Genomic DNA, 25,177 nt, shown 5'->3' on the forward strand with positions numbered 1-25,177 from the left:
CGTGCGGATCGGGGTCCGGTTTGCCTTGCCGCGCGGATGCCTTATGGCGCTAACACACTCACCCCCCGGAGTAGCTCCCCATGAAGTTCGCGTACGCCTCGTTGCTGCTGATGACCGTTTCCGCGCCCGCACTCGCCGCACAAGGCCGGCTGCCGACCGATGTCGCACCGCTCAGCTACGACATCACCGTCACACCCGACGCCAAGGCGATGACCTTCAGCGGCCATGAAACGGTGACGATCGCTGTGAAGAAGCCGACCGCGACGATCCAGCTCAACGCGGCCGAGCTCAGGATCTCGCGGGTCACGTTCGACGGCGCAGTCGTGCCCTTCGCGGTGAACGGGGCCGACCAGCTGCTGACTGTGACTTTGCCCAAGGCAGCGGCAGCCGGGACGCACAAGCTGGCGCTGGCGTGGGACGGCAAGATCAACAAGTCGGCCGCGGGCTTCTTCGCCATCGATTACACCAATGTCGACGGATCGGCGGCGCGGATGCTCGCGACGCAGTTCGAGGCGCCCGATGCGCGGCGCTTCGCGCCGATGTGGGACGAGCCGGCGTTCAAGGCGAAGTTCACGCTCAGCGCGGTCGCGCCGGGCAATCAGACGGCGTTTTCCAACATGCCCGCCACGATGGTGACCAGGCAGAAGGACGGCAGTAAGCTCTATCGCTTCGCGCAGTCGCCAGTGATGTCGAGCTATCTGCTGTTTCTCGGCATGGGCGATGTCGAGCGCAAGACGGTGATGGCCGGCAAGACCGAGATCGGCATCATCACCCGGCGCGGCGTGGTCGACCAGGGCGATTATGCGCTGGGCCAGGCGAAGAAGCTGCTCGCTTATTACAACGACTATTTCGGCCAGCCCTATCCGCTGCCCAAGCTCGATATGATCGCGGCGCCGGGGTCGAGCCAGTTTTTCGGCGCGATGGAGAATTGGGGCGCGATCTTCTATTTCGAGCCCGAGGTGCTGTTCGACCCCAAGCGCGCGACGCAGAGCGGCCGGGAGCGCATCTTCATCGTCGTCGCGCACGAGATGGCGCACCAATGGTTTGGCGACCTCGTGACGATGCGCTGGTGGGACGATCTGTGGCTCAACGAGGGTTTTGCCTCGTGGATGGAGAACAAGACCAGCAGCGACCTCAACCCGAGCTGGAACGCGCGCGCGACCGCCGTATCGCAGGACCGCGAGGGCGCGCTCGGCTTTGACGCGACGGCAGCGACACATCCGATCATCCGCCATGTCGAAACCGTCGACCAGCTGGGCGAAGCGTTCGACGGCATCACCTACCAGAAGGGCCAGGCGGTGATCGGCATGATGGAAGCGACGCTCGGCCCCGACGTGTTCCGCACCGGCATCCGCAGCTACATGGCGAAATATAATCACGGCAACACCGACACCGACCAACTGTGGGACGAGCTGGCGGCCGCTGCCGGTAAGCCGGTGGCGCAGGTCGCACACGACTTCACCTTGCAGGGTGGCGTGCCGCTGGTGACCTTGACCGGCGCGCGCTGCGAAAATGGCGTGACCAATGCGGTGCTGACGCAGGGGCGCTTCGGTCTCGACGCGGTGTCGAAGAAGCCACAGACCTGGCACGTGCCGATGACGCTCGGCGTCGTCGGTGGTCCGGTGACCAGCGCGATCGTCTCGGGTGCGGCACCCGCCACGGTGGCGGTCAAGGGTTGCGGCACGCTGGTCCTGAACCAGGGCAAGCAAAGCTATGTCCGCGTGATGTATGACGATGCCAGCCATACCGCGCTGGTGCGGGATTTCGCGAAACTCGACCTGACCGATCAGCTCGGCACGTTGGGCGACGATTTCGCGCTGGCGATGAGTGGCGATCAGAGCCTCGATCGCTATTTCGCGCTGCAGGCCGCGGTGCCGGTCGACGGCAATGCCTTGCTCTGGTCTTCGACCGCGGGCGACCTGAACGGCATGATCGGCCTCTACAGCGGCACGCCGCTCGAGCAGCCGCTACGCGCCAGGGTGCGTGCCACGCTCGCACCGGTGATGGCGCGCGTCGGGTTCACCGCGCAGCCGGGCGAGTCGCCACTGGTCACCAATTTGCGCGAAACGCTGATCGCCTCGCTCGGTGCGACGGGTGACACTGACGTGATGGCCAAGGCGCGCGACTATGTTTCCCGGTTGCAGCAGGATCCGAACGCGATCCCGCCAGCGATCCGCAGCCCGATCCTCGGTACCTTCGCGCGCAACGCCACGCCGGCGGAATGGGAAACCCTGCTGGCGATCACCCGGGCCGAGAAGAACCCGGTGGCGCGCAACGGCTATGTCCGGCTCCTCGGATCGGCCAAGGATGACGCGCTGGCCACGCGCGCACTCGGTCTGTTGCATGGCGATGAGCTGACCACGCCGCAAAAGGCCAGCCTGCTTGCCACCATCGCGTCGCGGCATCCCGACATGGCGTTCGACTTCGCGGTTGCCAATCTGGATCTCGTCAACGGCTTCCTCGAGACGAGCACCCGCGCCGGGTTCGTCGTTGGGCTGGCAGCCGGGTCGAACGATCCGGCGATGCCGGCCAAGGTGACGGCGTTCGCCGAAAAGAACCTGCCCGAGGCATCGCGTGGCGGGGCGAAGCGGACGCTGGCGCTGATTGAGACGCGGCGTCAGGCGGCAGAGCGACTGAAGCCGGCGGTTTCGAGCTGGCTGGGCGGCGGCGCGGGCTGATTGCCCTGATTCAATCGTAGCGCCGTGTGGCGCAGGATCGAGCTCGCGGGCGCGCATCGGCGTGCCCGCGATCGCTCTTTCGCATCGTCGATTGTAGGAAAATCCCGCGCCTGCTCGCTGACCTGCTCGCTCCTGCTCGGCAGGTGCCGGCCGACCTGCTCCGCACCTGTTATGTTGGATTGGGGTAACTGTACCAAATCACTGATATCGCACGGGCAAGGACGAAATCTGATCGCTTCTCGACCGGGCAAAAAAAGTCGCACCTGTTTTTGCAGGCGGAGCAGGTGAAAATGTTGGACGGGCGGTCAGCCGACCCGCGTCAGCCCCGTCGCGCAAGCGTGCGCCTTTTCGACATAATGCGCCGCCGACATCAGCAGCATCGCGGCGGCGTTGTCGTCGAGCGTCCGCACCGCGCGCGCCGGGCTCCCGACGATCAGGCTGCCCGGCGGGAAGGTCTTGCCCTCGGTCACCAGCGCGCCGGCGCCGACGATCGATCCTGCACCGATCACCGCGCGGTTGAGGACGATCGCGCCCATGCCGATCAGCACACGGTCCTCGATCGTGCAGCCGTGCAGGACGGCGTGATGGCCGATCGTGCAGTCCGCGCCGATCGTCAGCGGTGTGCCGGCGTCGCTGTGCCCCATCGCCCCTTCCTGGATGTTGCTGCGCGGCCCGACGATGATCGGCGTGTTGTCGCCGCGAATCACCGCGCCGAACCAGACGCTGGCGTCTTCGCCAAGCTGGACGTCACCGATCAGGTCGGCGCTGGGCGCGACCCATGCGCCGGCGGCGAGGGTGGGTTGCTTTCCGTCGAGGGCATAGAGCGGCATCAGGCAGGGACCTTCGTCAGGGCGGCGGGAAGGGCGCCTTTCTCGACAGCGCCGGCCGCGATGTAAAGGCCGGCTGATCGCCCGGCATCGTCAGCGAAGGGCGCAGGCCATTCGATGATCCTGTGCCGGGATTACGCCGCGACGCGCAGCCACAATGCCGTCGCGTCGTCGCAGGTCTTGAAACGCGGAAAGCGGGTGCAGGTCGAATCCGCGGCCTCGATCGCGCGAAGCTTTTGACCGAGACCGGCCAGCCCCTCGACCTCGAGCGTGTCGAACAATGTGGTCGCGTCATAGGCTCCATAGGCATCGATCAGCGCCGAGAATCCGTCGCTCATCAGCAATAGCTCGTCGCCGGGCGCGCATGGCTGGCGACACGTCTTCAGCTGTTGCATTGCCTCCGGCTCGACGCCCAGCACCGCGAGCCCCGGCCGGCTGCGTGAGGCGCGCAGACTTTCGATGATGGGCGCGCTCCGTTTGACATCGCCCAGTCCGTGCTCCGCCAGGCCAGCGGCACGCTCGGCCTCGGCGTCGCGTGTCTCGACCACCGGGCCGAGCCGCGTGACCGTGGCGCCATGGCGAAGCAGCCCGATACAGTCCCCGAGCCATGCGCATTCGAGCGCGCTATCGGCGAGCCGCGCGGCGAGAAAGGCGGCGATCGGCAGCTCCCAGCGGCCGAGCGGGTCGCGGGTCCGGGCGCTGGCATAGGCGCGGGCGAGGTGATCCGCGACGCCCACGCAGATCGATTCGATCGGCGCGTCGGGTGCCGCCGTGAACGCCGCGTGCGCTTCGCGCGCGAGCCATGCGGCCCCGCCGCGCCCGCCCATCAGCCCGGCTGGCCCGAGGTCGGTGGCACCGTCGATTACCCAGCCCAGCCGGTTGTTTTCTCCTGCTCGGTCATCGTTGGGTTTGGCGGTGGAGCCGGCGAGGCTGAGCGATTGGATGAGGTCGAAATGCATGCCTGACTGCCTAGCATCGGTTGACGACGTTTATCAGCATGTCGAGGCGTGCGGCGCAAATTGCCGTTGCGCGTTTCACGACATGCTCTAAACCCTTGCGATCGGGACAGCTTGCGTCACCGGGGGCATGAGTGAGCGGGGAAACTGAGCATCAGGCGGCCATCGCCGCCGATCGTTTCGCTGCGGCGCATCGTGCGCTTCGGGCGGACCCGTCGATTCAGTTCACCATGCAACCGGTAAAGCCGCCCGCGCCGCCGCCGGCCTGGCTCGAAAGCTTCTTCCATTGGCTCGCTTATGGGCCGATCGGTCGGTTTTTCAGCTGGATCGCCAGCTTCATGCCTGACGCACCCGTCGCGCGGGCGTTGCTATGGGCTTTGCTCGCGATCCTCGCGGCGACCCTGTTGTGGGTCATCGTCGTGCGCCTGCGCGAAGGACAATGGCGCCTGCCGCGGCGGCGCCGTGTCGTGGCGGCGTCGGCCGAGCCGGAAGAAGAAGCCTGGGCGCCCGATGCGGCACCGGTGCGCGCCTGGCTCGAGGAAGCCGATCTGCTCGCCGCCGACGGGCGCTACGCCGAAGCGGTACATCATCTGCTGTTCCGTTCGATCGAGGATATCGCACGCCGTCGTCCGCGCCTCGTTCGGCCGGCTCTGACGAGCCGCGAACTGGCCGCCGCGGATGCCGTGCCGGCACCGGCGCGCGATCTGTTCGCGCGGATCGCGCGGCTGGTCGAGCGCAGCCTGTTCGGTGGCCGGCCGGTCAGTGTCGAGGACTGGACCGGCGCGCGCGCCGCCTATGCCGATTTCGCGCTGCCGCGGACGTGGCGCGCATGAGCGACCTCGTCGTCAGCGGCACGTCCAGCGGCGCGGGCGCGTTCCGGGCGCGTACGGTCGCGATCATGCTGGCGATCGGCATTCTCGGTTTCGCCGCGACGCTCCTGCTGGGCGCCTATGCGCCCGATTTCCGCTCGGGCAACGATGCTCGCGGCCATGCGCTGTCCAACGCGGCGATCGGGTTTAGCGGGATCGTTCGGCTGGCACAGGATACCGGGCGCAACCCGACCGTCATTCGCGACGACAAGCGCCTGAGTGGCGACGCGCTCGTCGTGCTGACACCCGAATTTGCCTCGACGCCGATGGGCGACGTGCTGGCCACGCGCAAGGGCAAGCCGACGCTCATCGTCTTTCCCAAATGGTTGACGATACAGGACCCGGCGCACCCCGGCTGGGTACGCTATATCGGGCTGGATCCGCCGTCCGAACCCGAGGGTGTGCTGGCGCCAGACACCAAACTCACCTTCACGCAGCGCCGCAGCGGTGGCGTGGCGCTCCATGTGACCACAGAGGGCGGACCCGACCTGGCTTTCAAGGCGCCGCAACCGCTGCAAACGCTGACCGGCGCCGGGGTGATTCCGATCATCACCGATGAACAGGGCGGCGTGGTGTTCGGACGGATCGGTCAACTTTATTTTCTCGCTGATCCCGATCTGCTCAACAATCGCGGATTGGCCGACGCCGGTCAGGCAAGAGCGGCATTGGCCTTGCTCGACTATATGAGCCCTGCCGATGCGACCGAGATCGACTTCGACGTGACGCTGAACGGACTCGGTCGTGCACCGAACCCGCTCAAGCTGATGTTCCAGCCGCCCTTCCTGCCAATGACGCTGGCGATCGTCGCGGCGCTGCTGCTCGCCGGTTGGCAGGCGTTCGGCCAGTTCGGCGCGCCGCGTCGCCGCCCGCGCGCCATCGCCTTCGGCAAGGCCGCGCTGATCGACAATGCGGCGGCGTTGGTGCGGCGCGCGCGGCGCGAGAAGACGCTGGGTGGTCGCTATGCCGATGTCGTGCGGGAGCGCGCGGCGATCGTGTTCGGTGTCCCGGCGCGTCTGCGCGACAGCGCGATCGACGCCTATCTCGACCGGCTTGGACGGGGCGCGAAGTTCACGGATCTGGCCGGGGCCGCGCGAGATGCGCGCGATCGGCGCGAGGTACTCGACGCGGCGCAGGCGCTGCATCGCTGGCAATGGGAGAAGAATGCGTGACGGTCGAAGAGGTCAAGGCGCTGGCGGATGCGATCCGCGATGAGGTCGGCAAGGCGGTCGTCGGGCAGGAAGCAACCGTCGAGATGATGCTGGTCGCGCTGTTCGCGGGTGGCCATATCCTGCTCGAAGGCCCGCCGGGCACGGCCAAGACGCTGATCGCCCATAGCTTCGCCCACGCCGTGGGGCTGAAGTTCGGGCGCATCCAGTTCACGCCGGACCTGATGCCGGGCGACATCATCGGTGCCAATCTGTTCAACTTCCAGACCTCGACCTTCTCGCTGACGCGCGGCCCGATCTTCACCGATTTGCTGCTGGCCGACGAGATCAATCGCACGCCGCCCAAAACGCAGGCGGCGTTGCTCGAGGCGATGCAGGAACGGACCGTGACGATCGACGGCGAGAGCCTGCCGCTCGGCGACCGTTTCATGGTGGTGGCGACGCAGAACCCGATCGAGCAGCAGGGTGTCTATCCGCTGCCAGAGGCGCAGCTCGACCGCTTCCTTTTCAAGCACAATGTCGATTATCCGTCGGCCGAGGAGGAGCGCAAGATCATCGCCACACACGGCGCGCGCCAGGCGGCGATGTCGCCGGAGGAGTGGGGCGTCGGCAAACGCGCCGATGCCGTGTCGATCGGCGAGGCGGTCGACGCCGTTGCCTCGGTCGCGCTGGTTGACGAGGTGATCGACTATATTGCGGCGCTGATCCGCGGCACGCGCAACGTCGCCGACCTCGAAAGCGGCGCTTCCCCGCGTGCCGGCGCGATGCTCGCCGGCGCGGCGCGCGCACGCGCGGCGATCGACGGCCGCAACTTCGTCATCCCCGACGACGTCAAGGCGCTGGCGCCGGCGTTGCTACGGCACCGGCTGATCCTGTCGCCGGCGGCCGAAATCGACGGGCGCGTGATCGAGGATGTCGTCGCGTCGATCATCGAGACGATCGAGGCGCCGCGTTGATCTATCCGACGCGCTCGGCAGTGCTGGCGGCGGCGGCGGGGGCACCCGTCGCCTTGCTGATCGGCGTGTTGCTGCCGGCGCGCTGGTATGCCGGTCTCGCCTGGCCCGTCGCGGTGCTGCTGCTGACGATCGTCGATGCGCTGAGCGGCGCGCGCAAGGGTGAGGCTGTGCTGTCGCCGATCCCCAGCGCCAGCGTCGGCGCGACGGTCGATGCCAGGATCACCGTCCGCGTGCGCGGCGCGGGCCCACCGCAGGCGGCGCAAGTTGCGCTCGCCGGCAATGCGCTGCTCGGGATCGAGGATGACGGCCGGTTGTGGATCCCGCTGCAAGGCGGGGAGGGCGCTGCGTTGATGCCGCTCGTCGCGCTGCGGCGCGGCCTGGCGCGGTTCGAGGCGGTGTGGCTGCGCTGGCGCGGGCCGCTCGGGCTGGTGTGGAAGCAGCAACGCATGCAGATCGACAGCAGCTTTGCGATCGTGCCCGATGTTCGCCCGGTGCGCGAGCGCGGTGCCCAGATTTTCCAGCGCTTCGCCGTCAACGGGTTGATCGCGCAGGCTGACCGCGGCGATGGCGCCGATTTCGAGGCGCTGGTCGAATTTCGCTCGGGCATGGACCGGCGTGCGATCGACTGGAAGCAGTCGGCCCGCCATTTCAAGCTCCACGCCAAGGAGTATCGCACCGAGCGCAACAACCAGATCGTCTTCGCCGTCGATGCCGGGCGGCAGATGTCCGAGCCCGTCGGCGGCTTGCCGCGGGTCGATCGTGCTGTCTCGGCGGTGCTGCTGACGGCCTGGGTGGCGCTCAAACTGGGTGATCGCGTCGCGCTCAACGTGTTCGATTCGCGGCCGCGCATTGCCTCGGGGCTGGTTTCCGGCGTGCCCGCCTTTGCCGAGTTGCAGCGGCTGGCGGCGGCGATCGATTATTCGACCGAGGAGACCAATTATACCTTCGCGCTGACGACGCTCGCCACCAAGCTGACCCGGCGTTCGATGATCGTGCTGTTCACCGAATTTACCGACCTGACCTCGGCCGATTTCATGGTCCGTGCGGCGGCGCGGATCGTCGAGAAGCATCTGCTGCTCGTCGTCGTGCTGCGCGACGAGGAGGTCGAGGCAATCGCCGACCGCATGCCCGAGACGCCCGACGACGTGACCCGCGCCGTCACCGCCGCCGCGCTGCTCAGGGACCGGCGGCTCGCTTTGGCGCGGTTGCAGCACCTCGGCGTGCATGTCATCGAAAGCGCCTATGACAAGGTCGGCGAGACCCTGGTTGCCGGTTATGTCGACCTCAAGCGGAGGAACCTGTTGTGAACGCCGCCACGCCGTTCGTCGACGCGCAGCCGGTGCTGGTCAATGCCAGCCGCTTCCGCGCCGCGCATGAAGATGAGTGGCGACGCCTCGACAGGCTGATCACGCGGATGGAGAAGCGATCGATCGGCGCGCTCAGCGACGACGATCTGCTGGCGCTGCCCTTGCTCTATCGCACGACCCTGTCGTCGCTGTCGGTCGCGCGACAGACGTCGCTCGATCGTGCGCTGGTCGGCTATCTCGAACAGCTCTGCACGCGGGCTTATTTCCAGATTTACGGTGTACAGAATTCGGCGCTGCGGCAGATCGGCGGCTTCTTTGCGCGCGGCTGGCCGGTCGCGGTTCAGTCGTTATGGAAGGAGACGCTCGTTGCCTTCCTGCTGACCTTCGCGGGTGCGCTGGCGGCCTATCTCATGGTGCGGCACGATCCGAGCAGCTATTATACGCTCATCCCCGGAAGCATGTCGCAGGGGCGCGACCCATCGGCATCGGTCGAGGCGCTGCGCGCGACGATGCATGGCCACCCCCAGGGCAAGGAAGACGGGCTGGCGGTGTTTGCCGCCTTTCTCTTCACCCACAATGCGCAGATCGCGATCTTCGCCTTTGCGCTCGGTTTCGCCTTCGCCGTGCCGACGGTATTGCTGATCCTGTACAATGGTCTGATGATGGGCGCGATGATCGCTGTGTTCGATGCCAAGGGGCTGGGCGGGGAATTCATCGGCTGGCTGACGATCCACGGCACGACCGAGATCTTCTCGATCATCCTGTCGGGGGCCGCAGGGATGCGCATCGGCACTGCGATCGCCTTTCCCGGGCGCGAGACGCGCGGCGATTCGGCTACCCGCGCGGGGCGTCAGGCAGCGACCGTCATGGCGGGCGCGGTTGTGATGCTGATGGTCGCCGGCATGCTGGAAGGGATCGGACGTCAGGTGGTCGACGACACCGCGACGCGCTACGCGATCGGCCTGACCATGCTGGCCGGCTGGTTGGTCTATTTCTATCTGCCACGGAAATCCGATGGCCTGGTTTAGGCGCAACCGCGACAAGCCGAAGGGCCCGGCGTCGTTGCGGCGCAGCTTCGTCACGCCGGAGGGCGTCGATCTCCAACTCGAATTGGGCAGTGCCGGTACACGCGCGGCGGCGTTCATGATCGACGCGATGATCATCATCGCGGTTCTCGTCGTCGCGACGATTATCATCATCATGTTGTTCGCTGCGTCGCAATCGGGCCTGCTGGCGATCGTCTGGCTGCTCGGCTTTTTCGTGCTGCGCAACGGCTGGTTCACGCTGTTCGAAATGGGCGGCCGCGGCGCCACACCGGGCAAGCGGGCCATGGGGCTTCGCGTCGTTGCGCGCGACGGCGCACGCCTTACCGGTGGCGCGGTGATCGCACGCAATGCGATGCGCGAGATCGAGATATTCCTCCCGCTGTCGTTCCTGTTCGCGCAAGCGGTCGAAGGCGTCGCCGATGCGTTTCTGGTGATCTTCGCGCTGTCGTGGAGCGGAATCTTCCTGTTCTTTCCGCTGTTCAATCGCGACCGGCTGCGCATCGGCGACATGATCGCCGGTACCTGGGTGGTGCGCAGCGGCGTCACCAAGCTTGGCGCGGATCTGGTCGCGCCGGTCGAGCGCCAGCGCCGGATATTTCCCGATGCCGCGCTCGACCTTTACGGCGTCTACGAATTGCAGACGCTCGAAGATGTGCTGCGTGGCGGCCGCGAGGATGCCATCGCCACGGTCGCCTGGTCGATCCGCAACAAGGCCGGCCTGCCTGACGATGGTCGCGATTTCGAGTTCCTTTCGGACTATTATGCGGCCCTATGTGTCCGACTGGAGCGCGGCCTGATGGTCGGTCGCCGACGCGAGAACAAACATGCTGGCGCTGCTCGCTGACGGGCCTGATCGGCGGAAAGGCGCGGCATCATGATCATCCGTGGGCTGGGATCGTTGATGCTCGCTGCCGTCCTGTCGGCCTGTTCCGCACAGGCTCCTCAGCCGGCCGGTCCGCGCTGCGCCGCGTTGCATGACGCGCCGATGGTGCATCTTCCCGGCGGCAGCTTCACGATGGGCGACGATCCGCATTATCCCGAGGAAGGCCCGCCGCGGCTGGTGACCGTCAAGCCGTTCTGGATCGACACGCACGAACTGACCAACGACGAGTTTGCGCGGTTCGTAGCGGCGACGGGCTACAGGACAATGGCCGAGCGTGCGCCCCCGGTAACGCCGGAGATGCCGGAGGAAATGCGCGTGCCTGGTTCGGCGGTGTTCGCGGTGCCGAGCCGGGATGATCCGCGTTGGTGGCGCTGGAAGATCGGGGCGCAGTGGCGACATCCCTCGGGACCGCGCGAGACGATCGCGGGTCACGGCCAGGAACCCGTCGTCCAGCTCGCTTATGAGGATGCGGAGGCCTATGCCCGCTGGGCGGGAAAGCGGCTGCCGAGCGAGGCCGAGTGGGAATATGCCGCGCTTGCCGGGCAAAAGGCGTTGCCCGAGCCGGTCGACGAACATGGCGTGCCGCAGGCCAATTATTATCAGGGCGTGTTTCCCGTGCGCGACCTGGGGTTGGACGGTTATCGCGGTCGCGCGCCCGTGGGCTGCTTCAAGCCCAACGCTTTCGGGTTGTACGACATGATCGGCAATGTCTGGGAATGGACCAGCGAGCGGGCGCGCCCCGGTAGCGAGGACCGCGTGATCAAGGGCGGTTCCTATCTCTGTGCCGGCAATTATTGCGCGCGCTATCGTCCGGCCGCGCGGCAGTTCGAGGAGCGCGGGCTTGGCACCGATCATATCGGGGTGCGGCTGGTCAGTGACCAGGCGGCAGCGACGCGACATTGACGCCATCGTGATATTATGGCACTATGCGTGCCAATAAATGTCGCGGGAAGGAGTCGAATGGAGGTCTTGCGCACGCCCGAGCAGCGCTTTGCCGGCCTGGATGATTATCCCTTCACGCCGCATTACCTCACCGTCACCGACGCCGACGGCACCGATCTGCGGATCCACTATATCGATGAGGGGCTGCGCGACGCGCCGCCGGTGCTGCTGTTGCACGGCGAGCCGAGCTGGTCCTACCTCTATCGCAGGTTCATCCCCGCGCTCGTCGCCAAGGGCCACCGCGTCGTTGCGCCCGATCTCGTCGGTTTCGGGAAATCGGACAAGCCGGCGGCGCGAACCGATTACAGCTATGAGCGGCACGTCGCCTGGATGAGCGCATGGCTCGCGGCGCTCAACCTGCGCCATATCACGCTGTTCTGCCAGGATTGGGGCGGGTTGATCGGCCTGCGTCTCGTCGCGGCCTATCCCGACCGCTTCGCGCGGCTGGTGATTGCCAACACGGGATTGCCGGTCGGCACCGGCTTTTCGGAAGGGTTCAACGCCTGGCTGAACTTCAGCCAGAATGTGCCACAATTTCCCGCCGGCGCGATCGTCAATGGCGGCACATCGCGCGAGCTCACCCCGGCCGAAATCGCTGCCTATGACGCGCCCTTTCCCGACGAAAGCTACAAGGAGGGCGCACGGCAGTTCCCGACGCTCGTGCCGATCACGCCCGACCATGCCTCGGTAGCCGAGAATCGCGCGGCCTGGGCGGTGCTGGAAGGTTTCGACAAGCCCGTTCTGACCGCCTTCAGCGATCAGGACCCCATCACGCGCGGTGGGGAAAAGCCCTTTATCGATCGCGTGCCGGGCGCGCGGGGGCAGCCGCACCGCATCATCGCGGGCGCAGGGCATTTCTTGCAAGAAGATGCGCCGGACGAGCTCTGCGCGCTGATCGACGAATTCATCCGCGCTGACACCGGAGCCAGACCATGAACATTACCAACGCCGTTTTCCCCAAGCCGGAGCAGATCGCCGCTTTTTTCAGCGGTGCCGAGGATGGCCCGTTCGTCATGGTCAACCTGCTCAAGTTCAAGGACAAGGCCGAATATCCCGATGGCAGCGAGCCCGAACTTTCCGGGCGCGAGGCCTATGCGCGCTATGGTGCTGCGGTGCGGGCGTGTCTCGAATCCGTCGGCGGCGCCGCGGTCTTTGCGGGCGCGGTGACGGAATTGATGCTGGGCGAGAGTGACGAACTCTGGGACATGGTGGCGCTGGCGCAATATCCATCGCGCGCGGCGATGATGGCGATGGTCCAGTCGCCGGCCTATCAGGCGATCGAAAAGCACCGCATTGCCGGACTGGCCGGTCAGCTCAACATCCGGACCAAGGTGCCCGCGGCATGACGTTGACCTATGACCTCTATTGGTCGTTTCGCTCGCCATATTCCTATCTCGTGACGCCGCGGCTGGTGGCGCTCGAGCGGATCTACGATGTGCGGGTCAATGTCTGCCCGGTCTATCCGATCGCGGTGCGGCAGCCCGATTTCTTCACCAGCAACGATCCGCTGTGGCTGAGCTATTTCATGCGCGATATCGGGCGCAGCGCCGAATTTGTCGGCCTGCCGTTCCGCTGGGCATCGCCCGATCCGGTGGTAATGGATTATGCGACGCGCACCTATCCCAAGGAACAGCCCTATATCCACCGCCTGACGCATCTCGGCGTCGCGGCGACGGAGCGGGGGCGGGGACTGGCGTTTCTAGACGAAGTGAGCCGGATCATCTGGGGCGGTTCGGTGACCGACTGGCATCTCGGCGACCATCTCGATCGCGCAGCGGCGCGTGCCGGTCTCGATCTGGCGGAACTCGATGCGGCGATCGCCGCCGACGAGGCGGGCTATGTTGCGAAGATCGAGGCCAACCAGGCGGCGCAGCGGCTCGGCGGGCATTATGGCGTGCCGCTGATGGTGTTCGAGGGCGAGCCGTTTTTCGGGCAGGATCGCTTCGACCAGTTGGTCTGGCGACTGGAGCAGCGCGGGCTGCAACGGCGCGTGACCGAAGCGGCGGCGTGACGCAGGGGGGTGCCGAGGGCGCTCGTGGTCGGGCCGCTGCACGAAGCGAAGGTCCGATCGAGCTGCGCGGCACCATTCCCCCCCGAGAGCGGCGCCACGCCGATGATGAATGCGGCCGCTACGGGAATGGCCCCGCGTCCGCATGCGTCATCTCCCTCGCCCGCAGGATGCCGTTATAATATGGCATTGGCAATGCCGAAATAATTGCGCCCGGCCGCGTTGGTGCTAGGCTTTGGCGAAACAGAGGAGCGGGAAGTCATGACACAGGTGATGCGCGGCGTGGTCGCGCTGGTCGGATTGTTCAATTTCGCCCTTGGGATGAGCTTCCTGCTCGACCCGGCGGCCGGTGCGCAGCGCTTCTTCCTTACCCCGATCGGGTCGCAGGGCATGGCGACGATCCGCGCCGACTTCACCGCCTTCTTCGTCACCGGCGCGGTCTTTGCGCTGATCGGCGCGTGGCGGACATGGCGCGCGCCCTTGCTCGTCCCGATGATCCTGCTCGGCGTTGCGATCAGCGGACGCGCGCTTTCGCTGCTACTCGATGGTGCGGCGAGCACCGCCTATCCGCCGATGCTGGCCGAGGCCGGCATGATCGCGATCCTTGCCCTGGGCTGGCGCAGCTTTGCCGCGGTGCCGCGGTCATGAAGCGCTGGATCAAGGTCACGCTCGGCACGGTCGCGCTGCTCGCGGGCGGAATCTATCTCTCGAAGGACTATGTGCTGCTGCACATGCCGGGCTGGCTCGGGCCGCACATCTATCCCAACCACCCGGTTACCTGGCAGCAGGGGCCGGCAACCGCGGCGCTTTCGGTGGCGCAGCGACCGCCCAACATCATCCTGATCGTTGGCGACGATCTCGGCTACAACGATATCAGCTTCAACGGCGGCGGCGTCGCCGGCGGTTTGCTCAAAACGCCCAATATCGATGCGATCGGGCATGAGGGCGTGAGCTTCGCTGACGGCTATGCCGGCAACGCTACCTGCGCACCGAGCCGCGCGGCGCTGATGACCGGTCGTTATCCGACGCGGTTCGGTTACGAATACACCCCGGCCGAAACGCATCCACCGGCATGGTTCCCGACCAGCCTGATCCGCCCCGAGGTTCGCTTCGCGCGCAACATCGCCAATTTCCCCACCGAGTGGGAGCACAAGACAATCTTCGACGAGGACGCGGCGCGCCAGCCCGCGACGACGATCGAGAAGGGCGTTCCCGCCAACGAGGTCACGATCGCCCAGTTGCTGCAGGGCAAGGGCTATCACACGGTGCATCTCGGCAAATGGCATCTCGGCGAAGGTCGCGGGATGCGGCCCGAGCAGCATGGCTTCGACGAGAGCCTGGGGTTCATGATCGGCGGGCAGATGTACTTGCCGGAGGACAGCCCCGACGTCGAAAATTCCAAACAGGATTTCGACCCGATCGACCGCTTCCTGTGGGCAAACCTGCCGTTCAGCGTGCAGTATAACGGCAGCGACCGCTTCCATCCCGATCGCTACATGACCGATTACCTGACCGATCAGGCGACCACCGCGATCCATGCCAATCGCAACCGTCCGTTCTTCATGTACCTCGCCTATAACGCACCGCACACGCCGCTCCAGGCATCAAAGGCGGATTACGACGCGCTGCCGCAGATCAAGGACCACCGCACCCGCGTCTATGCGGCGATGATCCGTGCGCTCGATCGCGGTGTGGGCAAGGTCATGGCCTCGCTCAAGGCCGAGGGGCTCGACCAGAACACGCTGGTGATCTTTACCAGCGACAATGGCGGCGCGCATTATGTCGGCCTGCCCGACATCAACAAACCGTATCGCGGCTGGAAGGCGACCTTCTTCGAAGGCGGCGTCAAGGTGCCGTTGTTCATGCGCTGGCCGGCGCAGATCAAGCCCGGCATGGCGATTGCGGGGCCGGTGAGCCATTTCGACATCTTCGCGACCGCCGGCCGCGCGGCGGGGGTGACATTGCCGCGCGACCGGACGATCGACGGCGTCGACCTGATGCCATGGGTCGAGGGGCATGCGACGGGCACGCCGCACCAGACGCTGTTCTGGCGCGATGGTGCCTATCGCGTGGTGCGCGACGGCGACTGGAAGCTGCAGGCGCTCGATCTTCCACACACCTCGCTGCTCTACGACATGAAATCCGACCCTACAGAACATCGGGACGTCGCATCACAGCACCCGGATGTCGTTGCGCGCTTGACGGGGCTGCTCGCGCAACATGACAAAGACAGCGTTAAGCCCGCCTGGCCATCGCTAATCCGGTCACCGATCGCTATCGACCGGCCGCTCGGCACCAAACCACATGCCGGCGAGACTTATATTTACTGGGCGAATTAGGGTCAGGACTTGATGCAGGAAGACATGGCGCCGGAAGACGGACGGCGCAAACGATCACGGACCAGTCGCGACAAGATCGTCGCGGCGATGCTGGCGCTGGTCGAAGAAGGCGCGATCACACCGAGCGCCGAGCAGGTTGCGACGCGAGCGGAAGTGGGTCTGCGCACGGTGTTCCGCCAGTTCAAGGACATGGAAACGCTGTATGCGGCCATGCTCGAAGGCCTGACGAAATATTATGGCGGCTGGGCCGCGCCCTTCACCGCGCCCGATTGGCAGGGCCGCTTGCGCGAGGCGGTCGAGCGGCGCGTCGCGACCTATGAGCGCCTGTTGCCGTTCAAGCGCGCCGGCGACGCACATCGCCATATGTCGCCCGCGATCGAGGCGGAGAACACGCGGATGCTGGCGCTGATGCGGGCGCGGTTGCATTCGCTGATCCCGGAAACGGTCGCCGCCGACACGATTGCCTTCGAGACGCTCGACCTCGTCGCAAGCTTCGCCGCATGGCAGCGCCTGCGGGTCGAGCAGGCCCTGTCGGTCGATGACGCACGTGCGGTAGTCCTCGGCCAGGTGGAGCGTTTCACGGCCCGGTAAGAGGCGCCCGACAGCGTGACGCGGCCCGAGTTACGGGTATCTACGCATATGTTATAACGGCCGCCGACACGATAGCTCCCGCCGACGCTACGGGATTGGCGGGAGGGCTAGTTGGAAGACGATATTGCATTGCGCGGCGGACTTTGGTTCGTCGTTTTTCTCGCTTGCACGGTCGCGGCCGCCATGGCGGTGGATCATGCTTTTGCCGTGCACATGGCGATCGGTGCCGCAGCCGCGCTGCTGACCGTTTTCGTGACGGCACGGCAATTCGGCAAGGCGAAGGCCGGGCCAGCGGCAAAGGCGGTGGTACAGAGCCGCTATTATGACGACGTCATTCGCTGGGGCGTGATCGCCACCGTATTCTGGGGGGTCGTCGGCTTCCTGGTCGGCATCGTCATCGCCTCGCAGCTCGCCTTCCCGCTGCTCAATCTCCACTACGACTTTTCGACCTTCGGGCGCTTGCGGCCGCTGCACACCTCGGCGGTGATCTTTGCCTTTGGCGGCAACGCGCTGATCTGCACGAGCTTCTATGTCGTGCAGCGCACCTGCCGCGCCCGACTGTTCGCGCCGGCGCTCGCCCGCTTCGTCTTCTGGGGCTATCAGCTGTTCATCGTGCTCGCCGCGACTGGCTATCTGATGGGTGTGACCGAAGGCCGCGAATATGCCGAGCCCGAATGGTATGTCGACATCTGGCTGACGATCGTCTGGGTCAGTTATCTCGCCGTTTTCGTCGGCACGCTCGTGAAGCGCTCCGAGCCGCACATCTATGTCGCCAACTGGTTCTATCTCGGTTTCATCATCACGGTGGCGATGCTGCACCTGGTCAACAACCTGTCGCTGCCGGTGTCATGGGAGGGCTCGAAATCCTATTCCGCCTTTGCCGGCGTGCAGGATGCGCTCACCCAATGGTGGTATGGCCATAACGCGGTCGGTTTCTTCCTGACCGCCGGCTTCCTCGGCATGATGTATTATTTCGTGCCGAAACAGGCCGAGCGTCCGATCTACAGCTACCGGCTGTCGATCGTGCACTTCTGGTCGCTGATCTTCCTCTACATCTGGGCCGGGCCGCACCATCTCCACTATACCGCGCTGCCCGACTGGGCGCAGACGCTCGGCGAAGTGTTCTCGGTGATGCTGTGGATGCCGAGCTGGGGCGGCATGATCAACGGCCTGATGACGCTCAACGGCGCGTGGGACAAGATCCGCACCGACCCGATCATCCGCATGATGGTCTTCGCGCTCGCCTTTTACGGCATGTCGACCTTCGAAGGCCCGGTGATGTCGATCAAGAGCGTCAATTCGCTCAGCCACTATACCAACTGGACGATTGGCCATGTCCATTCGGGCGCGCTCGGCTGGAACGGCATGATCACCTTCGGGGCGATCTACTTCATGACGCCGCGGCTGTGGGGTCGTGAGCGGATCTACTCGCTGCGCATGATCAACTGGCACTTCTGGTGCGCCACGCTCGGCATCGTGCTCTACGCCTCCTCGATGTGGGTGGCGGGGATCACCCAGGGCCTGATGTGGCGCGAATATGGGTCGGACGGTTATCTGGTTTATTCGTTCGCCGAGGTCGTGGCCGCGCTGCATCCCTACTACGTGATGCGCATCGGCGGGGGGCTGCTCTACTTCGTCGGCGCCCTCTTCATGGTCTGGAACGTCGCCATGACCATTGCCGGCAAGCTGCGCGCCGAAGCGCCGCTCGCCACGACCACCTACGACCCCGAGCGCGACCGGCCCGTGATGCCGCTCGCCGTCGCGACCGCCAACTGAGGAGCGCGCAATGGCTTCCTTCCTGCATCGCCACAAGACGATCGAACGCAACGTCACGTTGCTGGCGGTCCTGGCTTTCCTCGTCGTCGCCGTCGGCGGCATCGTCGAGATCGCGCCACTGTTCTGGATCGACTCGACGGTCATCAAGGTCGATGGCATCCGGCCCTACACGCCGCTCGAGCTGGCCGGTCGCAACATCTACATCCGCGAGGGATGCTATGGCTGCCATAGCCAGATGATCCGTCCGTTCCGCGACGAGGTCGAACGCTACGGCCATTACAGCCTCGCCGCGGAGAGCATGTACGACCATCCGTTCCAATGGGGATCCGAGCGCACCGGACCCGACCTAGCGCGCGTCGGTGGCCGCTATTCGGACGAATGGCATGTCCAGCATCTGAAAGACCCGCGCGCCGTGGTGCCGGAGTCGATCATGCCGCCCTACGCTTTCCTGGCCGAGCGCGACCTCGAGGTTGCCAATATCGGCGACCATCTGAAGGCGCTGCGTCATGTCGGTGTGCCCTATACCGCCGAGGACATCACCAAGGCCGCGAAGGACCTTGCCGGGCAGGCCGGCAGCGACGGCGATGCCGCCGATCTGTCACGACGTTACCCCAAGGCCGCGTCGCGCGACTATGACGGCGACCCGTCACGCGTCACCGAGATGGACGCGCTGATCGCCTATCTCCAGGTGCTCGGCACCCAGGTCGACTTCAAGGCGGCGGCGCCGCGGGAGCGGACCAAGTGATCTACGAGACCTTGCGCACCTTTGCCGACAGCTGGGGCCTGATCCTGATGGGGGTCGCCTTCCTCGCATTCGTCGGCTGGACCTTCCGACCCCAGGCGTCGCGCGACCATTATCGCGCCGCGACCAGCATCTTCGAAGAGGAGCAGATCGATGGCTAAAGGCGAGCGCCTGGACCATCCGACCGGCACGATGACCGTCGGACACGAATGGGATGGTATCGAGGAACTCGATACCCCGATGCCGCGCTGGTGGCTGTATATCCTCTACGCGACGATCGTCTTCGCGATCGTCTATTGCGTGCTCTATCCGGCGATCCCCGGTCTGCGCGCCGCGACGCCGGGCACGCTCGGCTGGTCGAGCCACGGCCAGCTCGAACAGGAACTGGCCGCCGACCGCCAGCGCAAGGCGCCGATAATGGCGGCGCTGGCGCAAACGCCGATCGAGGCGATCGAGCGCAATCCGGCCTTGCAACGCGCCGCGTCCGAAGGCGGGCGCTCCGCGTTCAAGGTCTATTGCGTGCAGTGCCATGGTTCGGGCGCGGCGGGCGGCAAGGGCTATCCCAATCTCAATGATGACGACTGGCTGTGGGGTGGCGATATCGCGACGATCCAGCAGACGTTGCTCCACGGCGTGCGTCAGCCAGGTGACGACGCCACGCGCATGTCGCAGATGCCGGCCTTCGGGCGCGACGGCATCCTGAAGCCGGCCGAGATCGGAGATCTGGTCTCCTATGTGCGATACGTCTCGCACCAGGATCCGGCCGACGCGTCTGCGAAACGCGGCGCTGCACTGTTCGCTGCCAATTGCGCGGTGTGTCACGGCGACAACGCCAAGGGCAACCGCTCGCTCGGCGCGCCCAACCTGACCGATCACATCTGGCTCTACGGCGGCAGCAGCGAGACGCTGACGCAGACCATCACCAATGCGCGCTATGGTATCATGCCGGCATGGGGCCAGCGGCTCGACCCGATCACGATCAAGATGCTGGCGAGCTATGTCCATTCGCTCGGTGGCGGTGAAGCGTCGCCGCCCAAGGTTGCCGAAGCGGCGCCGGCTGCGCCGGTCGCGAAGCCGTAACGACCAATGACCCACCCCAAGGACCTGATCGAGCCGGAGCAGTTCTTCGAAGCGCGACGCAAGATATTCCCCAAAAGCGTGGATGGGCTGTTCCGGCGGCTGAAATGGGCGATCATGGCCGTCACGTTGGTGATCTATTACCTCACCCCGTGGCTGCGCTGGGATCGTGGGCCCTATGCGCCCAACCAGGCGGTATTGGTCGACCTCGCCCATCGCCGCTTCTACATGTTCGCGATCGAGATCTGGCCGCACGAATTCTATTATGTCGCCGGCCTGCTGATCATGGCGGCGATCGGACTGTTCCTCGTCACCTCGGCGGTCGGGCGGGCATGGTGCGGTTATGCCTGCCCACAGACGGTGTGGACCGACCTCTTCGTGCATGTCGAACGCCTGATCGACGGTGATCGCAACGCCCAGTTGCGGCTTCAGGCGGCACCATGGAGCGTCAACAAGGTGCTGCGCCGCGGCACCAAGTTCGCCATCTGGCTGATGATCGCGGCGCTGACCGGCGGCGCGTGGATCTTCTATTTCGCCGACGCGCCGACGCTCGCCCGCGCCTTTGCCGGCGGGACCGCGCCGTTCGTCGCCTATGCCACGGTCGGGGTACTGACCTTCACCACCTTCACGCTCGGCGGGCTGATGCGCGAGCAGGTGTGCATCTATATGTGCCCCTGGCCACGCATCCAGAGCGCGATGCTCGACGAGCAGTCGCTGACCGTGACGTACAAGTACTGGCGCGGCGAACCGCGCAGCCATGGTCTCAAGCGCGCCGAAGCCGGGGCGAAGAGTGGCGGCGTCGATCTGGCGGCGATGGCAGCGGGAACGGCGACCGTCGGCGGCGTTGGCGATTGCATCGACTGCAACGCCTGCGTCGCGGTGTGCCCTACCGGGATCGATATCCGCGAGGGCCCACAAATCGGCTGCATCACCTGTGCATTGTGCATCGACGCGTGCGACGACATCATGGCAAAGGTCGGCCGCGAGCCGCGTCTGATCGGCTACACCACCGACCTCGACGCGCGCCGCGCCAGCCGTGGCGAGAAGCCGCTATCGGCGCTGCGCCGGCTGTTGCGCCCGCGCACGATCATCTATTTCACCGTCTGGGCGAGCATCGGCGTGGCGATGCTGTTCGCGCTCGGCAATCGGACGCGGATCGACCTGAGCGTGACCCAGGCCCGCAACCCGCAATGGGTGCGGCTGTCCGACGGCAGCATCCGTAATGGTTATATCGTCAAGATCCGCAACATGGAGGAGCGCCCGCGTCAGTTCGAGATCGCGCTTTCGGGTATCGACGGGGTGATGTGGCAGGAGGGCGGCGCGCGCGACCATGCAGGGCGCACCGTGCGCATCGCCGTCGATGCCGACCAGGTCGCGCCGGTCCAGATCTTCGTGGTGGCGAGCGGCCATGGCGAGGAGCGTGTGCCGATGCGCTTCACTGCGCGTGCGCTCGATGCGGAGGGCGGGTCATCCAGCGACGCGAGCTATTTCGAACGACCGGAGGACGATTGAGATGACACGACGCTTCACCGGTTGGCACATGACCGCGATCATGTGCGCCTTCTTCGCCGTCGTGATCGGGGTGAATGTGCTGATGGCGAGCGATGCGATCCGTACCTTTGGCGGGACCGTCGTCGACAACAGTTATGTCGCCAGCCAGCAATATAATGGGTGGCTGGCCGAAGCGCGCGCACAGCGCCTGCAAGGGTGGAGCGCCGCACCGGGCAGGGGCGATGGCGGTGCCGTCACGCTCGCTTTGGCGCGCGCGGGCCGACCGATCGAAGGCGCCCGCGTGTCGATCGAGGCGAGCCATCCGCTTGGTCGCGTGCCGGCGCGGACGCTCGTGATGCACGACCGTGGCGAAGGGCATTATGCCAGCGAACAGGCCTTGCCCGCCGGGCGCTGGCTGCTCAGCATCGACGTGCGCTCGGGCGGCGACCATGCGCGCTTTGCGGACGAAGTGCATTCATGACGGCACTCGCGCCGATCGGCCCGGGTGAGGCGGCGGTGCGCTCGACCTTCGCGGTCGAGGGGCTGCGCTGCGCCGGGTGCATCGCAAAGCTCGAGGGCGCGCTCAGCGCGATGCCGGGCGTGATTGCCGCACGGGTCAATTTCGGCGCGGGGCGGGTAACGGTCGAGCATCTCGACGCGCCCGATGAGGATGCGCTGTGCGCCGCGATCGACGCGCTGGGCTTCCGCGCGCATGTCTTTGCCGGTGAGGTCGAGACGGCGGGGGATGCCGAGAGCCGTTCGCTGTTGCTCGCGCTGGCAGTGGCGGGCTTCGCGGCGATGAACATCATGCTGCTGTCCGTCGCGATCTGGTCGGGCGCCGAGGGCAGCACGCGCATCCTGTTTCACTGGCTGTCGGCGCTGATCGCGCTGCCGACGATCGCCTATGCCGGGCGACCGTTCTTCCGCAGCGCGTGGCGCGCGCTCAGCCATGGCACGACCAACATGGACGTGCCGATCTCGATCGGCGTGGTGCTGACCGCGGCGATGAGCCTGTACGAAACCGCGACTGGCGGCGCGCATGCCTATTTCGATGGCGCGGTGATGCTGCTGTTTTTCCTGCTCGCCGGCCGCGCGCTCGACAGCGTGATGCGCGCACGCGCACGCGACGGCGTCGCCGCCTTGCTGCGCCGCGTGCCGCGCGACTCGCTGGTGCTGCTCCCCGACGGCACGACGCAGCGCCGCCAGGCCGAAGAGCTGGCACCGGGGATGCGCGTGCTGGTCGCCGCCGGCGAACGCATCGGCGTCGACGGCAAGGTCGAGCAGGGCGACAGCAGCGTCGACCGCGCGCTGGTGACGGGTGAGAGCCTGCCCGAGCGCGTGACGATCGGATCCGCCGTGCTCGCCGGCACGATCAACCTCTCGGCGCCCCTCGTGGTGCGTGCGACCGCGACCGGCGCCTCGACCGCGATCGCCGACATCGCGCGGCTCATGGACAGCGCGGGGCAGGGCAAGTCGCGCTATGTCCGCATCGCCGACCGCGCCTCGCGGCTCTATGCGCCCGCCGTCCACACGCTGGCCGCCCTGACGCTGGTCGGCTGGCTGCTCGCCGGGGCGGGGCTCCATGCGTCGCTGATGACGGCGGTGGCGGTGCTGATCATCACCTGCCCCTGCGCACTCGGCCTCGCCGTGCCGATCGCGCAGGTCGTTGCGGCGGGTTCGCTGCTGCGCGCCGGCGTCTTGATCAAGGATGGCTCGGCGCTGGAGCGTCTGGCGACGGTCGATCGCGTGTTGCTCGACAAGACCGGGACGGTGACGCTGGGCCGGTTGCAACCAGACAGCGGGCTGCCGGAAGATGCCACCGAGCGTGGCATTATACTAACGCTTGCGCGGGCGAGCCGCCATCCGCTGAGCCGCGCGATTGCCGCCGCACTGGACGGCACGGTCGCAAGCGAAGCGCTTGCCGACATAGTCGAGCATCCCGGTTTAGGAGTCGAAGCAATGCTCGGCGACGAGCGCCTGCGGCTCGGGCGGGCCGACTGGGTGCTCGGCGAAACCGGCGTCGGCGGCGCCAGCGCGACCGAGGCGGTGTTCCGCGTCGGCTCGGCGCCGGCACATCATATCATCTTCAGCGACACGCCGCGTCCCGATGCGCGCAACGCGATCGACCGTCTCACCGCGCTGGGCCTGGCGCCGAGCTTTGTGTCGGGCGACAGCGCCGTGGTTGTCGACCGCCTCGCCGCGACGCTCGGCATGCCCGGGCGCGCTCGACTATCACCGGCGGACAAGCATGACGCGGTTGCTGCGCTGGATAAGGACGGGCATCATGTGCTTATGGTCGGTGATGGATTGAATGACGGACCGGCGTTGCGCCGTGCGTATGTCGCGATGGCGCCGGCCTCGGCCAGCGATGTCGGTCAGATGGCGGCCGATGCGGTGTTCCTCGGTGAGGCGCTGATGCCGGTGCCGCTGGCGATCGTCGCCGCGCGCCGCACGATGGCCGTGGTGCGGCAGAATTTCGCGCTGGCGATCGGTTACAATCTGCTCGCCGTGCCGATCGCAATGGCCGGAATGGTCACGCCGTTGATCGCCGCACTGGCCATGTCCGGCTCGTCGCTGCTTGTCGTCGCCAATGCGCTGCGGCTGCGCGGTGCGGCACGATGACCGGGGTAGCCTTCCTCATCCCGATCGCGCTGGCGCTTGGCCTTGGCGGGCTCGCGGGGTTCTTCTGGGCGATGCGTTCGGCGCAGTTCGAGGATCTCGATGGCGCAGCGCTGCGCATCCTGATCGACGATGACGACGAACATGTCCGTTAGATCGCCCATGCGGGTCGTGGCGGCGCTGCTCGGTGGCGCCGGCTTCGCCTTTGCCGGCGGCCTGCAAGCGCTGCCGATGACGAGCGACTGGCTGGTCGTGGGTACCTGCTTCGGCCACCGTTTGTTGGTTGAACTGCCAGGTCGCCCTGACCGCGACAACCGCCATGATTGCCAGGGCGGGTGCCACGCAACCTGTCGCCGACACGGCGACCTGCTCAGCGAAGACGAGACCGACTGAAGTCGCGGTTGATTGGCCCAGCGCCAGCGCGTGTCGGCCAAGTTTTTTGTCGTGCGTCCCAGATCGACCGCACCCACGGGCCCGACCGCGCGGCGCAATCGTTTCGTAACAGTCACGACGCTCAACCGTAACGCGATGCTGGCATTACCGCTGCGTCGGGTTTCGCGCACTGGGGGCAGTTTGCGCGCTCGCGGCGATAGGCTGTGGGTTGGGGTTGGAGATCAACGGCACCGATTCACCGTTCGAGGGCGTCGCCACCGGCCAGTGTGGCGACGCTCTCTCGTCCGCAGGCGTTTACGGCTTTCGGCCGCCCGGCGTGGCGAAGGAGGCGATCGCGTGCGAACATTGCCGAGCAAGGATCAATATATCGCCTGGGCGGCGCGCGCGCGGCGGCAGGCGCGCGACGCTTCGACGGAGATTGCGCGCGCAATCCATATCCAGGTGGCGCGCGAGTTCGAGGCGAAGGTGGCGAGGGCGACGCGCGTCGAGGTCTGAGCGCCACGAATGGCGG

26 protein-coding genes are annotated in these 25,177 nt (G+C 66.3%); 24 read left to right on the forward strand and 2 right to left on the reverse strand.

Annotated elements, in window-relative coordinates; translation table 11 throughout:
* Nucleotides 1-80 precede the first annotated feature (80 nt).
* Nucleotides 81-2,678, forward strand: a complete 2,598-nt coding sequence (locus U1839_RS04270; RefSeq protein WP_332802430.1) for a M1 family metallopeptidase — start codon at nt 81-83, stop codon at nt 2,676-2,678.
* A 305-nt stretch (nt 2,679-2,983) separates the two neighbouring features.
* Here U1839_RS04270 and U1839_RS04275 read toward each other — a convergent pair whose 3' ends face one another.
* Both U1839_RS04275 and U1839_RS04280 read right to left on the reverse strand, forming a co-directional pair.
* Nucleotides 2,984-3,508, reverse strand: coding sequence for a gamma carbonic anhydrase family protein (locus U1839_RS04275; RefSeq protein WP_332802431.1), 525 nt, complete (start codon nt 3,506-3,508; stop codon nt 2,984-2,986).
* A gap of 131 nt (nt 3,509-3,639) precedes the next feature.
* Nucleotides 3,640-4,464, reverse strand: a complete 825-nt coding sequence (locus tag U1839_RS04280) for a PP2C family serine/threonine-protein phosphatase (RefSeq protein ID WP_332802432.1) — start codon at nt 4,462-4,464, stop codon at nt 3,640-3,642.
* Nucleotides 4,465-4,595: 131 nt separating this feature from the next.
* On the opposite strand from U1839_RS04280, the gene U1839_RS04285 reads away from it, so the two are divergent.
* The 23 genes from U1839_RS04285 (at nt 4,596) to U1839_RS04395 (ending at nt 25,161) form a co-directional block, all read left to right on the forward strand.
* Entirely contained in the window at nt 4,596-5,294 is a 699-nt protein-coding gene (locus tag U1839_RS04285; RefSeq protein WP_332802433.1) for a DUF4129 domain-containing protein, read from the forward strand.
* Nucleotides 5,291-6,499 (forward strand): DUF4350 domain-containing protein, encoded by a 1,209-nt coding sequence (locus U1839_RS04290; RefSeq protein ID WP_332802434.1) that lies wholly within the window; start codon nt 5,291-5,293, stop codon nt 6,497-6,499. Before U1839_RS04285 ends, U1839_RS04290 begins: the two co-directional genes overlap by 4 nt.
* Nucleotides 6,496-7,452, forward strand: a complete 957-nt coding sequence (locus U1839_RS04295) for an AAA family ATPase (RefSeq protein WP_332802435.1) — start codon at nt 6,496-6,498, stop codon at nt 7,450-7,452. Before U1839_RS04290 ends, U1839_RS04295 begins: the two co-directional genes overlap by 4 nt.
* Nucleotides 7,449-8,759 carry a DUF58 domain-containing protein gene (locus U1839_RS04300; RefSeq protein WP_332802436.1) on the forward strand — a complete coding sequence of 437 codons (1,311 nt, stop codon included), beginning with the start codon at nt 7,449-7,451 and terminating at the stop codon, nt 8,757-8,759. The genes U1839_RS04295 and U1839_RS04300 overlap by 4 nt, the downstream gene beginning before the upstream one ends.
* Nucleotides 8,756-9,787 (forward strand): stage II sporulation protein M, encoded by a 1,032-nt coding sequence (locus U1839_RS04305; RefSeq protein ID WP_332802437.1) that lies wholly within the window; start codon nt 8,756-8,758, stop codon nt 9,785-9,787. Before U1839_RS04300 ends, U1839_RS04305 begins: the two co-directional genes overlap by 4 nt.
* Nucleotides 9,774-10,649 carry an RDD family protein gene (locus U1839_RS04310; protein WP_281124516.1) on the forward strand — a complete coding sequence of 292 codons (876 nt, stop codon included), beginning with the start codon at nt 9,774-9,776 and terminating at the stop codon, nt 10,647-10,649. Before U1839_RS04305 ends, U1839_RS04310 begins: the two co-directional genes overlap by 14 nt.
* Before the next feature lie 30 nt (nt 10,650-10,679).
* Complete coding sequence (locus U1839_RS04315) at nt 10,680-11,591, forward strand: formylglycine-generating enzyme family protein (protein WP_332802438.1); 912 nt, start codon at nt 10,680-10,682, stop codon at nt 11,589-11,591.
* 57 nt (nt 11,592-11,648) lie between these two features.
* Complete coding sequence (locus U1839_RS04320) at nt 11,649-12,566, forward strand: haloalkane dehalogenase (RefSeq protein ID WP_332802439.1); 918 nt, start codon at nt 11,649-11,651, stop codon at nt 12,564-12,566.
* Entirely contained in the window at nt 12,563-12,976 is a 414-nt protein-coding gene (locus U1839_RS04325) for a DUF1330 domain-containing protein (RefSeq protein WP_332802440.1), read from the forward strand. Before U1839_RS04320 ends, U1839_RS04325 begins: the two co-directional genes overlap by 4 nt.
* A complete protein-coding gene (locus U1839_RS04330) occupies nt 12,973-13,641 on the forward strand; it encodes a 2-hydroxychromene-2-carboxylate isomerase (RefSeq protein WP_332802441.1) in 669 nt (222 codons plus the stop codon). The genes U1839_RS04325 and U1839_RS04330 overlap by 4 nt, the downstream gene beginning before the upstream one ends.
* Before the next feature lie 258 nt (nt 13,642-13,899).
* Nucleotides 13,900-14,286 (forward strand): hypothetical protein, encoded by a 387-nt coding sequence (locus U1839_RS04335; protein ID WP_332802442.1) that lies wholly within the window; start codon nt 13,900-13,902, stop codon nt 14,284-14,286.
* On the forward strand, nt 14,283-15,977 hold the full coding sequence (locus U1839_RS04340; protein ID WP_332802443.1) for a sulfatase-like hydrolase/transferase: 1,695 nt from the start codon (nt 14,283-14,285) through the stop codon (nt 15,975-15,977). The genes U1839_RS04335 and U1839_RS04340 overlap by 4 nt, the downstream gene beginning before the upstream one ends.
* A 12-nt stretch (nt 15,978-15,989) precedes the next feature.
* The gene (locus tag U1839_RS04345) at nt 15,990-16,568 is read left to right on the forward strand and encodes a TetR/AcrR family transcriptional regulator (protein ID WP_332802444.1); all 579 of its coding nucleotides are present in this window, start codon (nt 15,990-15,992) and stop codon (nt 16,566-16,568) included.
* Nucleotides 16,569-16,679: 111 nt separating this feature from the next.
* Nucleotides 16,680-18,344 (forward strand): cytochrome-c oxidase, cbb3-type subunit I, encoded by a 1,665-nt coding sequence (ccoN, locus tag U1839_RS04350; protein ID WP_443030565.1) that lies wholly within the window; start codon nt 16,680-16,682, stop codon nt 18,342-18,344.
* Nucleotides 18,345-18,354: 10 nt separating this feature from the next.
* The gene (ccoO, locus tag U1839_RS04355) at nt 18,355-19,089 is read left to right on the forward strand and encodes a cytochrome-c oxidase, cbb3-type subunit II (protein WP_332802445.1); all 735 of its coding nucleotides are present in this window, start codon (nt 18,355-18,357) and stop codon (nt 19,087-19,089) included.
* Nucleotides 19,086-19,247 (forward strand): cbb3-type cytochrome c oxidase subunit 3, encoded by a 162-nt coding sequence (locus tag U1839_RS04360; RefSeq protein ID WP_332802446.1) that lies wholly within the window; start codon nt 19,086-19,088, stop codon nt 19,245-19,247. Before ccoO ends, U1839_RS04360 begins: the two co-directional genes overlap by 4 nt.
* Entirely contained in the window at nt 19,240-20,166 is a 927-nt protein-coding gene (ccoP, locus tag U1839_RS04365; protein ID WP_332802447.1) for a cytochrome-c oxidase, cbb3-type subunit III, read from the forward strand. The genes U1839_RS04360 and ccoP overlap by 8 nt, the downstream gene beginning before the upstream one ends.
* 6 nt (nt 20,167-20,172) lie before the next feature.
* The gene (gene ccoG, locus U1839_RS04370; protein WP_332802448.1) at nt 20,173-21,675 is read left to right on the forward strand and encodes a cytochrome c oxidase accessory protein CcoG; all 1,503 of its coding nucleotides are present in this window, start codon (nt 20,173-20,175) and stop codon (nt 21,673-21,675) included.
* A 1-nt stretch (nt 21,676) separates the two neighbouring features.
* Nucleotides 21,677-22,135, forward strand: coding sequence for a FixH family protein (locus U1839_RS04375; protein ID WP_332802449.1), 459 nt, complete (start codon nt 21,677-21,679; stop codon nt 22,133-22,135).
* The gene (locus U1839_RS04380) at nt 22,132-24,276 is read left to right on the forward strand and encodes a heavy metal translocating P-type ATPase (RefSeq protein ID WP_332802450.1); all 2,145 of its coding nucleotides are present in this window, start codon (nt 22,132-22,134) and stop codon (nt 24,274-24,276) included. The genes U1839_RS04375 and U1839_RS04380 overlap by 4 nt, the downstream gene beginning before the upstream one ends.
* Nucleotides 24,273-24,428: a cbb3-type cytochrome oxidase assembly protein CcoS gene (gene ccoS / locus U1839_RS04385; RefSeq protein ID WP_332802451.1), complete on the forward strand. Its 156-nt coding sequence runs from the start codon at nt 24,273-24,275 to the stop codon at nt 24,426-24,428. Before U1839_RS04380 ends, ccoS begins: the two co-directional genes overlap by 4 nt.
* Nucleotides 24,429-24,435: 7 nt before the next feature.
* Nucleotides 24,436-24,666 (forward strand): hypothetical protein, encoded by a 231-nt coding sequence (locus U1839_RS04390; protein WP_332802452.1) that lies wholly within the window; start codon nt 24,436-24,438, stop codon nt 24,664-24,666.
* 336 nt (nt 24,667-25,002) lie between these two features.
* Entirely contained in the window at nt 25,003-25,161 is a 159-nt protein-coding gene (locus tag U1839_RS04395) for a hypothetical protein (RefSeq protein ID WP_332802453.1), read from the forward strand.
* The last annotated feature ends 16 nt before the right edge of the window (nt 25,162-25,177 follow it).

This window comes from Parasphingomonas halimpatiens, assembly GCF_036663795.1.
GTDB lineage: Bacteria > Pseudomonadota > Alphaproteobacteria > Sphingomonadales > Sphingomonadaceae > Sphingomonas.

Bases quoted from the DNA above. Each gene is read 5' to 3' on its own strand.
- U1839_RS04270 (WP_332802430.1), top strand. From the start codon at position 81: ATGAAGTTCGCGTACGCCTCGTTGCTGCTGATGACCGTTTCCGCGCCC.
- U1839_RS04275 (WP_332802431.1), bottom strand. From the start codon at position 3,508: ATGCCGCTCTATGCCCTCGACGGAAAGCAACCCACCCTCGCCGCCGGC.
- U1839_RS04280 (WP_332802432.1), bottom strand. From the start codon at position 4,464: ATGCATTTCGACCTCATCCAATCGCTCAGCCTCGCCGGCTCCACCGCC.
- U1839_RS04290 (WP_332802434.1), top strand. From the start codon at position 5,291: ATGAGCGACCTCGTCGTCAGCGGCACGTCCAGCGGCGCGGGCGCGTTC.
- U1839_RS04310 (WP_281124516.1), top strand. From the start codon at position 9,774: ATGGCCTGGTTTAGGCGCAACCGCGACAAGCCGAAGGGCCCGGCGTCG.
- U1839_RS04315 (WP_332802438.1), top strand. From the start codon at position 10,680: ATGATCATCCGTGGGCTGGGATCGTTGATGCTCGCTGCCGTCCTGTCG.
- U1839_RS04320 (WP_332802439.1), top strand. From the start codon at position 11,649: ATGGAGGTCTTGCGCACGCCCGAGCAGCGCTTTGCCGGCCTGGATGAT.
- U1839_RS04325 (WP_332802440.1), top strand. From the start codon at position 12,563: ATGAACATTACCAACGCCGTTTTCCCCAAGCCGGAGCAGATCGCCGCT.
- U1839_RS04330 (WP_332802441.1), top strand. From the start codon at position 12,973: ATGACGTTGACCTATGACCTCTATTGGTCGTTTCGCTCGCCATATTCC.
- U1839_RS04335 (WP_332802442.1), top strand. From the start codon at position 13,900: ATGACACAGGTGATGCGCGGCGTGGTCGCGCTGGTCGGATTGTTCAAT.
- U1839_RS04340 (WP_332802443.1), top strand. From the start codon at position 14,283: ATGAAGCGCTGGATCAAGGTCACGCTCGGCACGGTCGCGCTGCTCGCG.
- U1839_RS04345 (WP_332802444.1), top strand. From the start codon at position 15,990: ATGCAGGAAGACATGGCGCCGGAAGACGGACGGCGCAAACGATCACGG.
- ccoO (WP_332802445.1), top strand. From the start codon at position 18,355: ATGGCTTCCTTCCTGCATCGCCACAAGACGATCGAACGCAACGTCACG.
- ccoP (WP_332802447.1), top strand. From the start codon at position 19,240: ATGGCTAAAGGCGAGCGCCTGGACCATCCGACCGGCACGATGACCGTC.
- ccoG (WP_332802448.1), top strand. From the start codon at position 20,173: ATGACCCACCCCAAGGACCTGATCGAGCCGGAGCAGTTCTTCGAAGCG.
- U1839_RS04375 (WP_332802449.1), top strand. From the start codon at position 21,677: ATGACACGACGCTTCACCGGTTGGCACATGACCGCGATCATGTGCGCC.
- U1839_RS04380 (WP_332802450.1), top strand. From the start codon at position 22,132: ATGACGGCACTCGCGCCGATCGGCCCGGGTGAGGCGGCGGTGCGCTCG.
- ccoS (WP_332802451.1), top strand. From the start codon at position 24,273: ATGACCGGGGTAGCCTTCCTCATCCCGATCGCGCTGGCGCTTGGCCTT.
- U1839_RS04390 (WP_332802452.1), top strand. From the start codon at position 24,436: ATGCGGGTCGTGGCGGCGCTGCTCGGTGGCGCCGGCTTCGCCTTTGCC.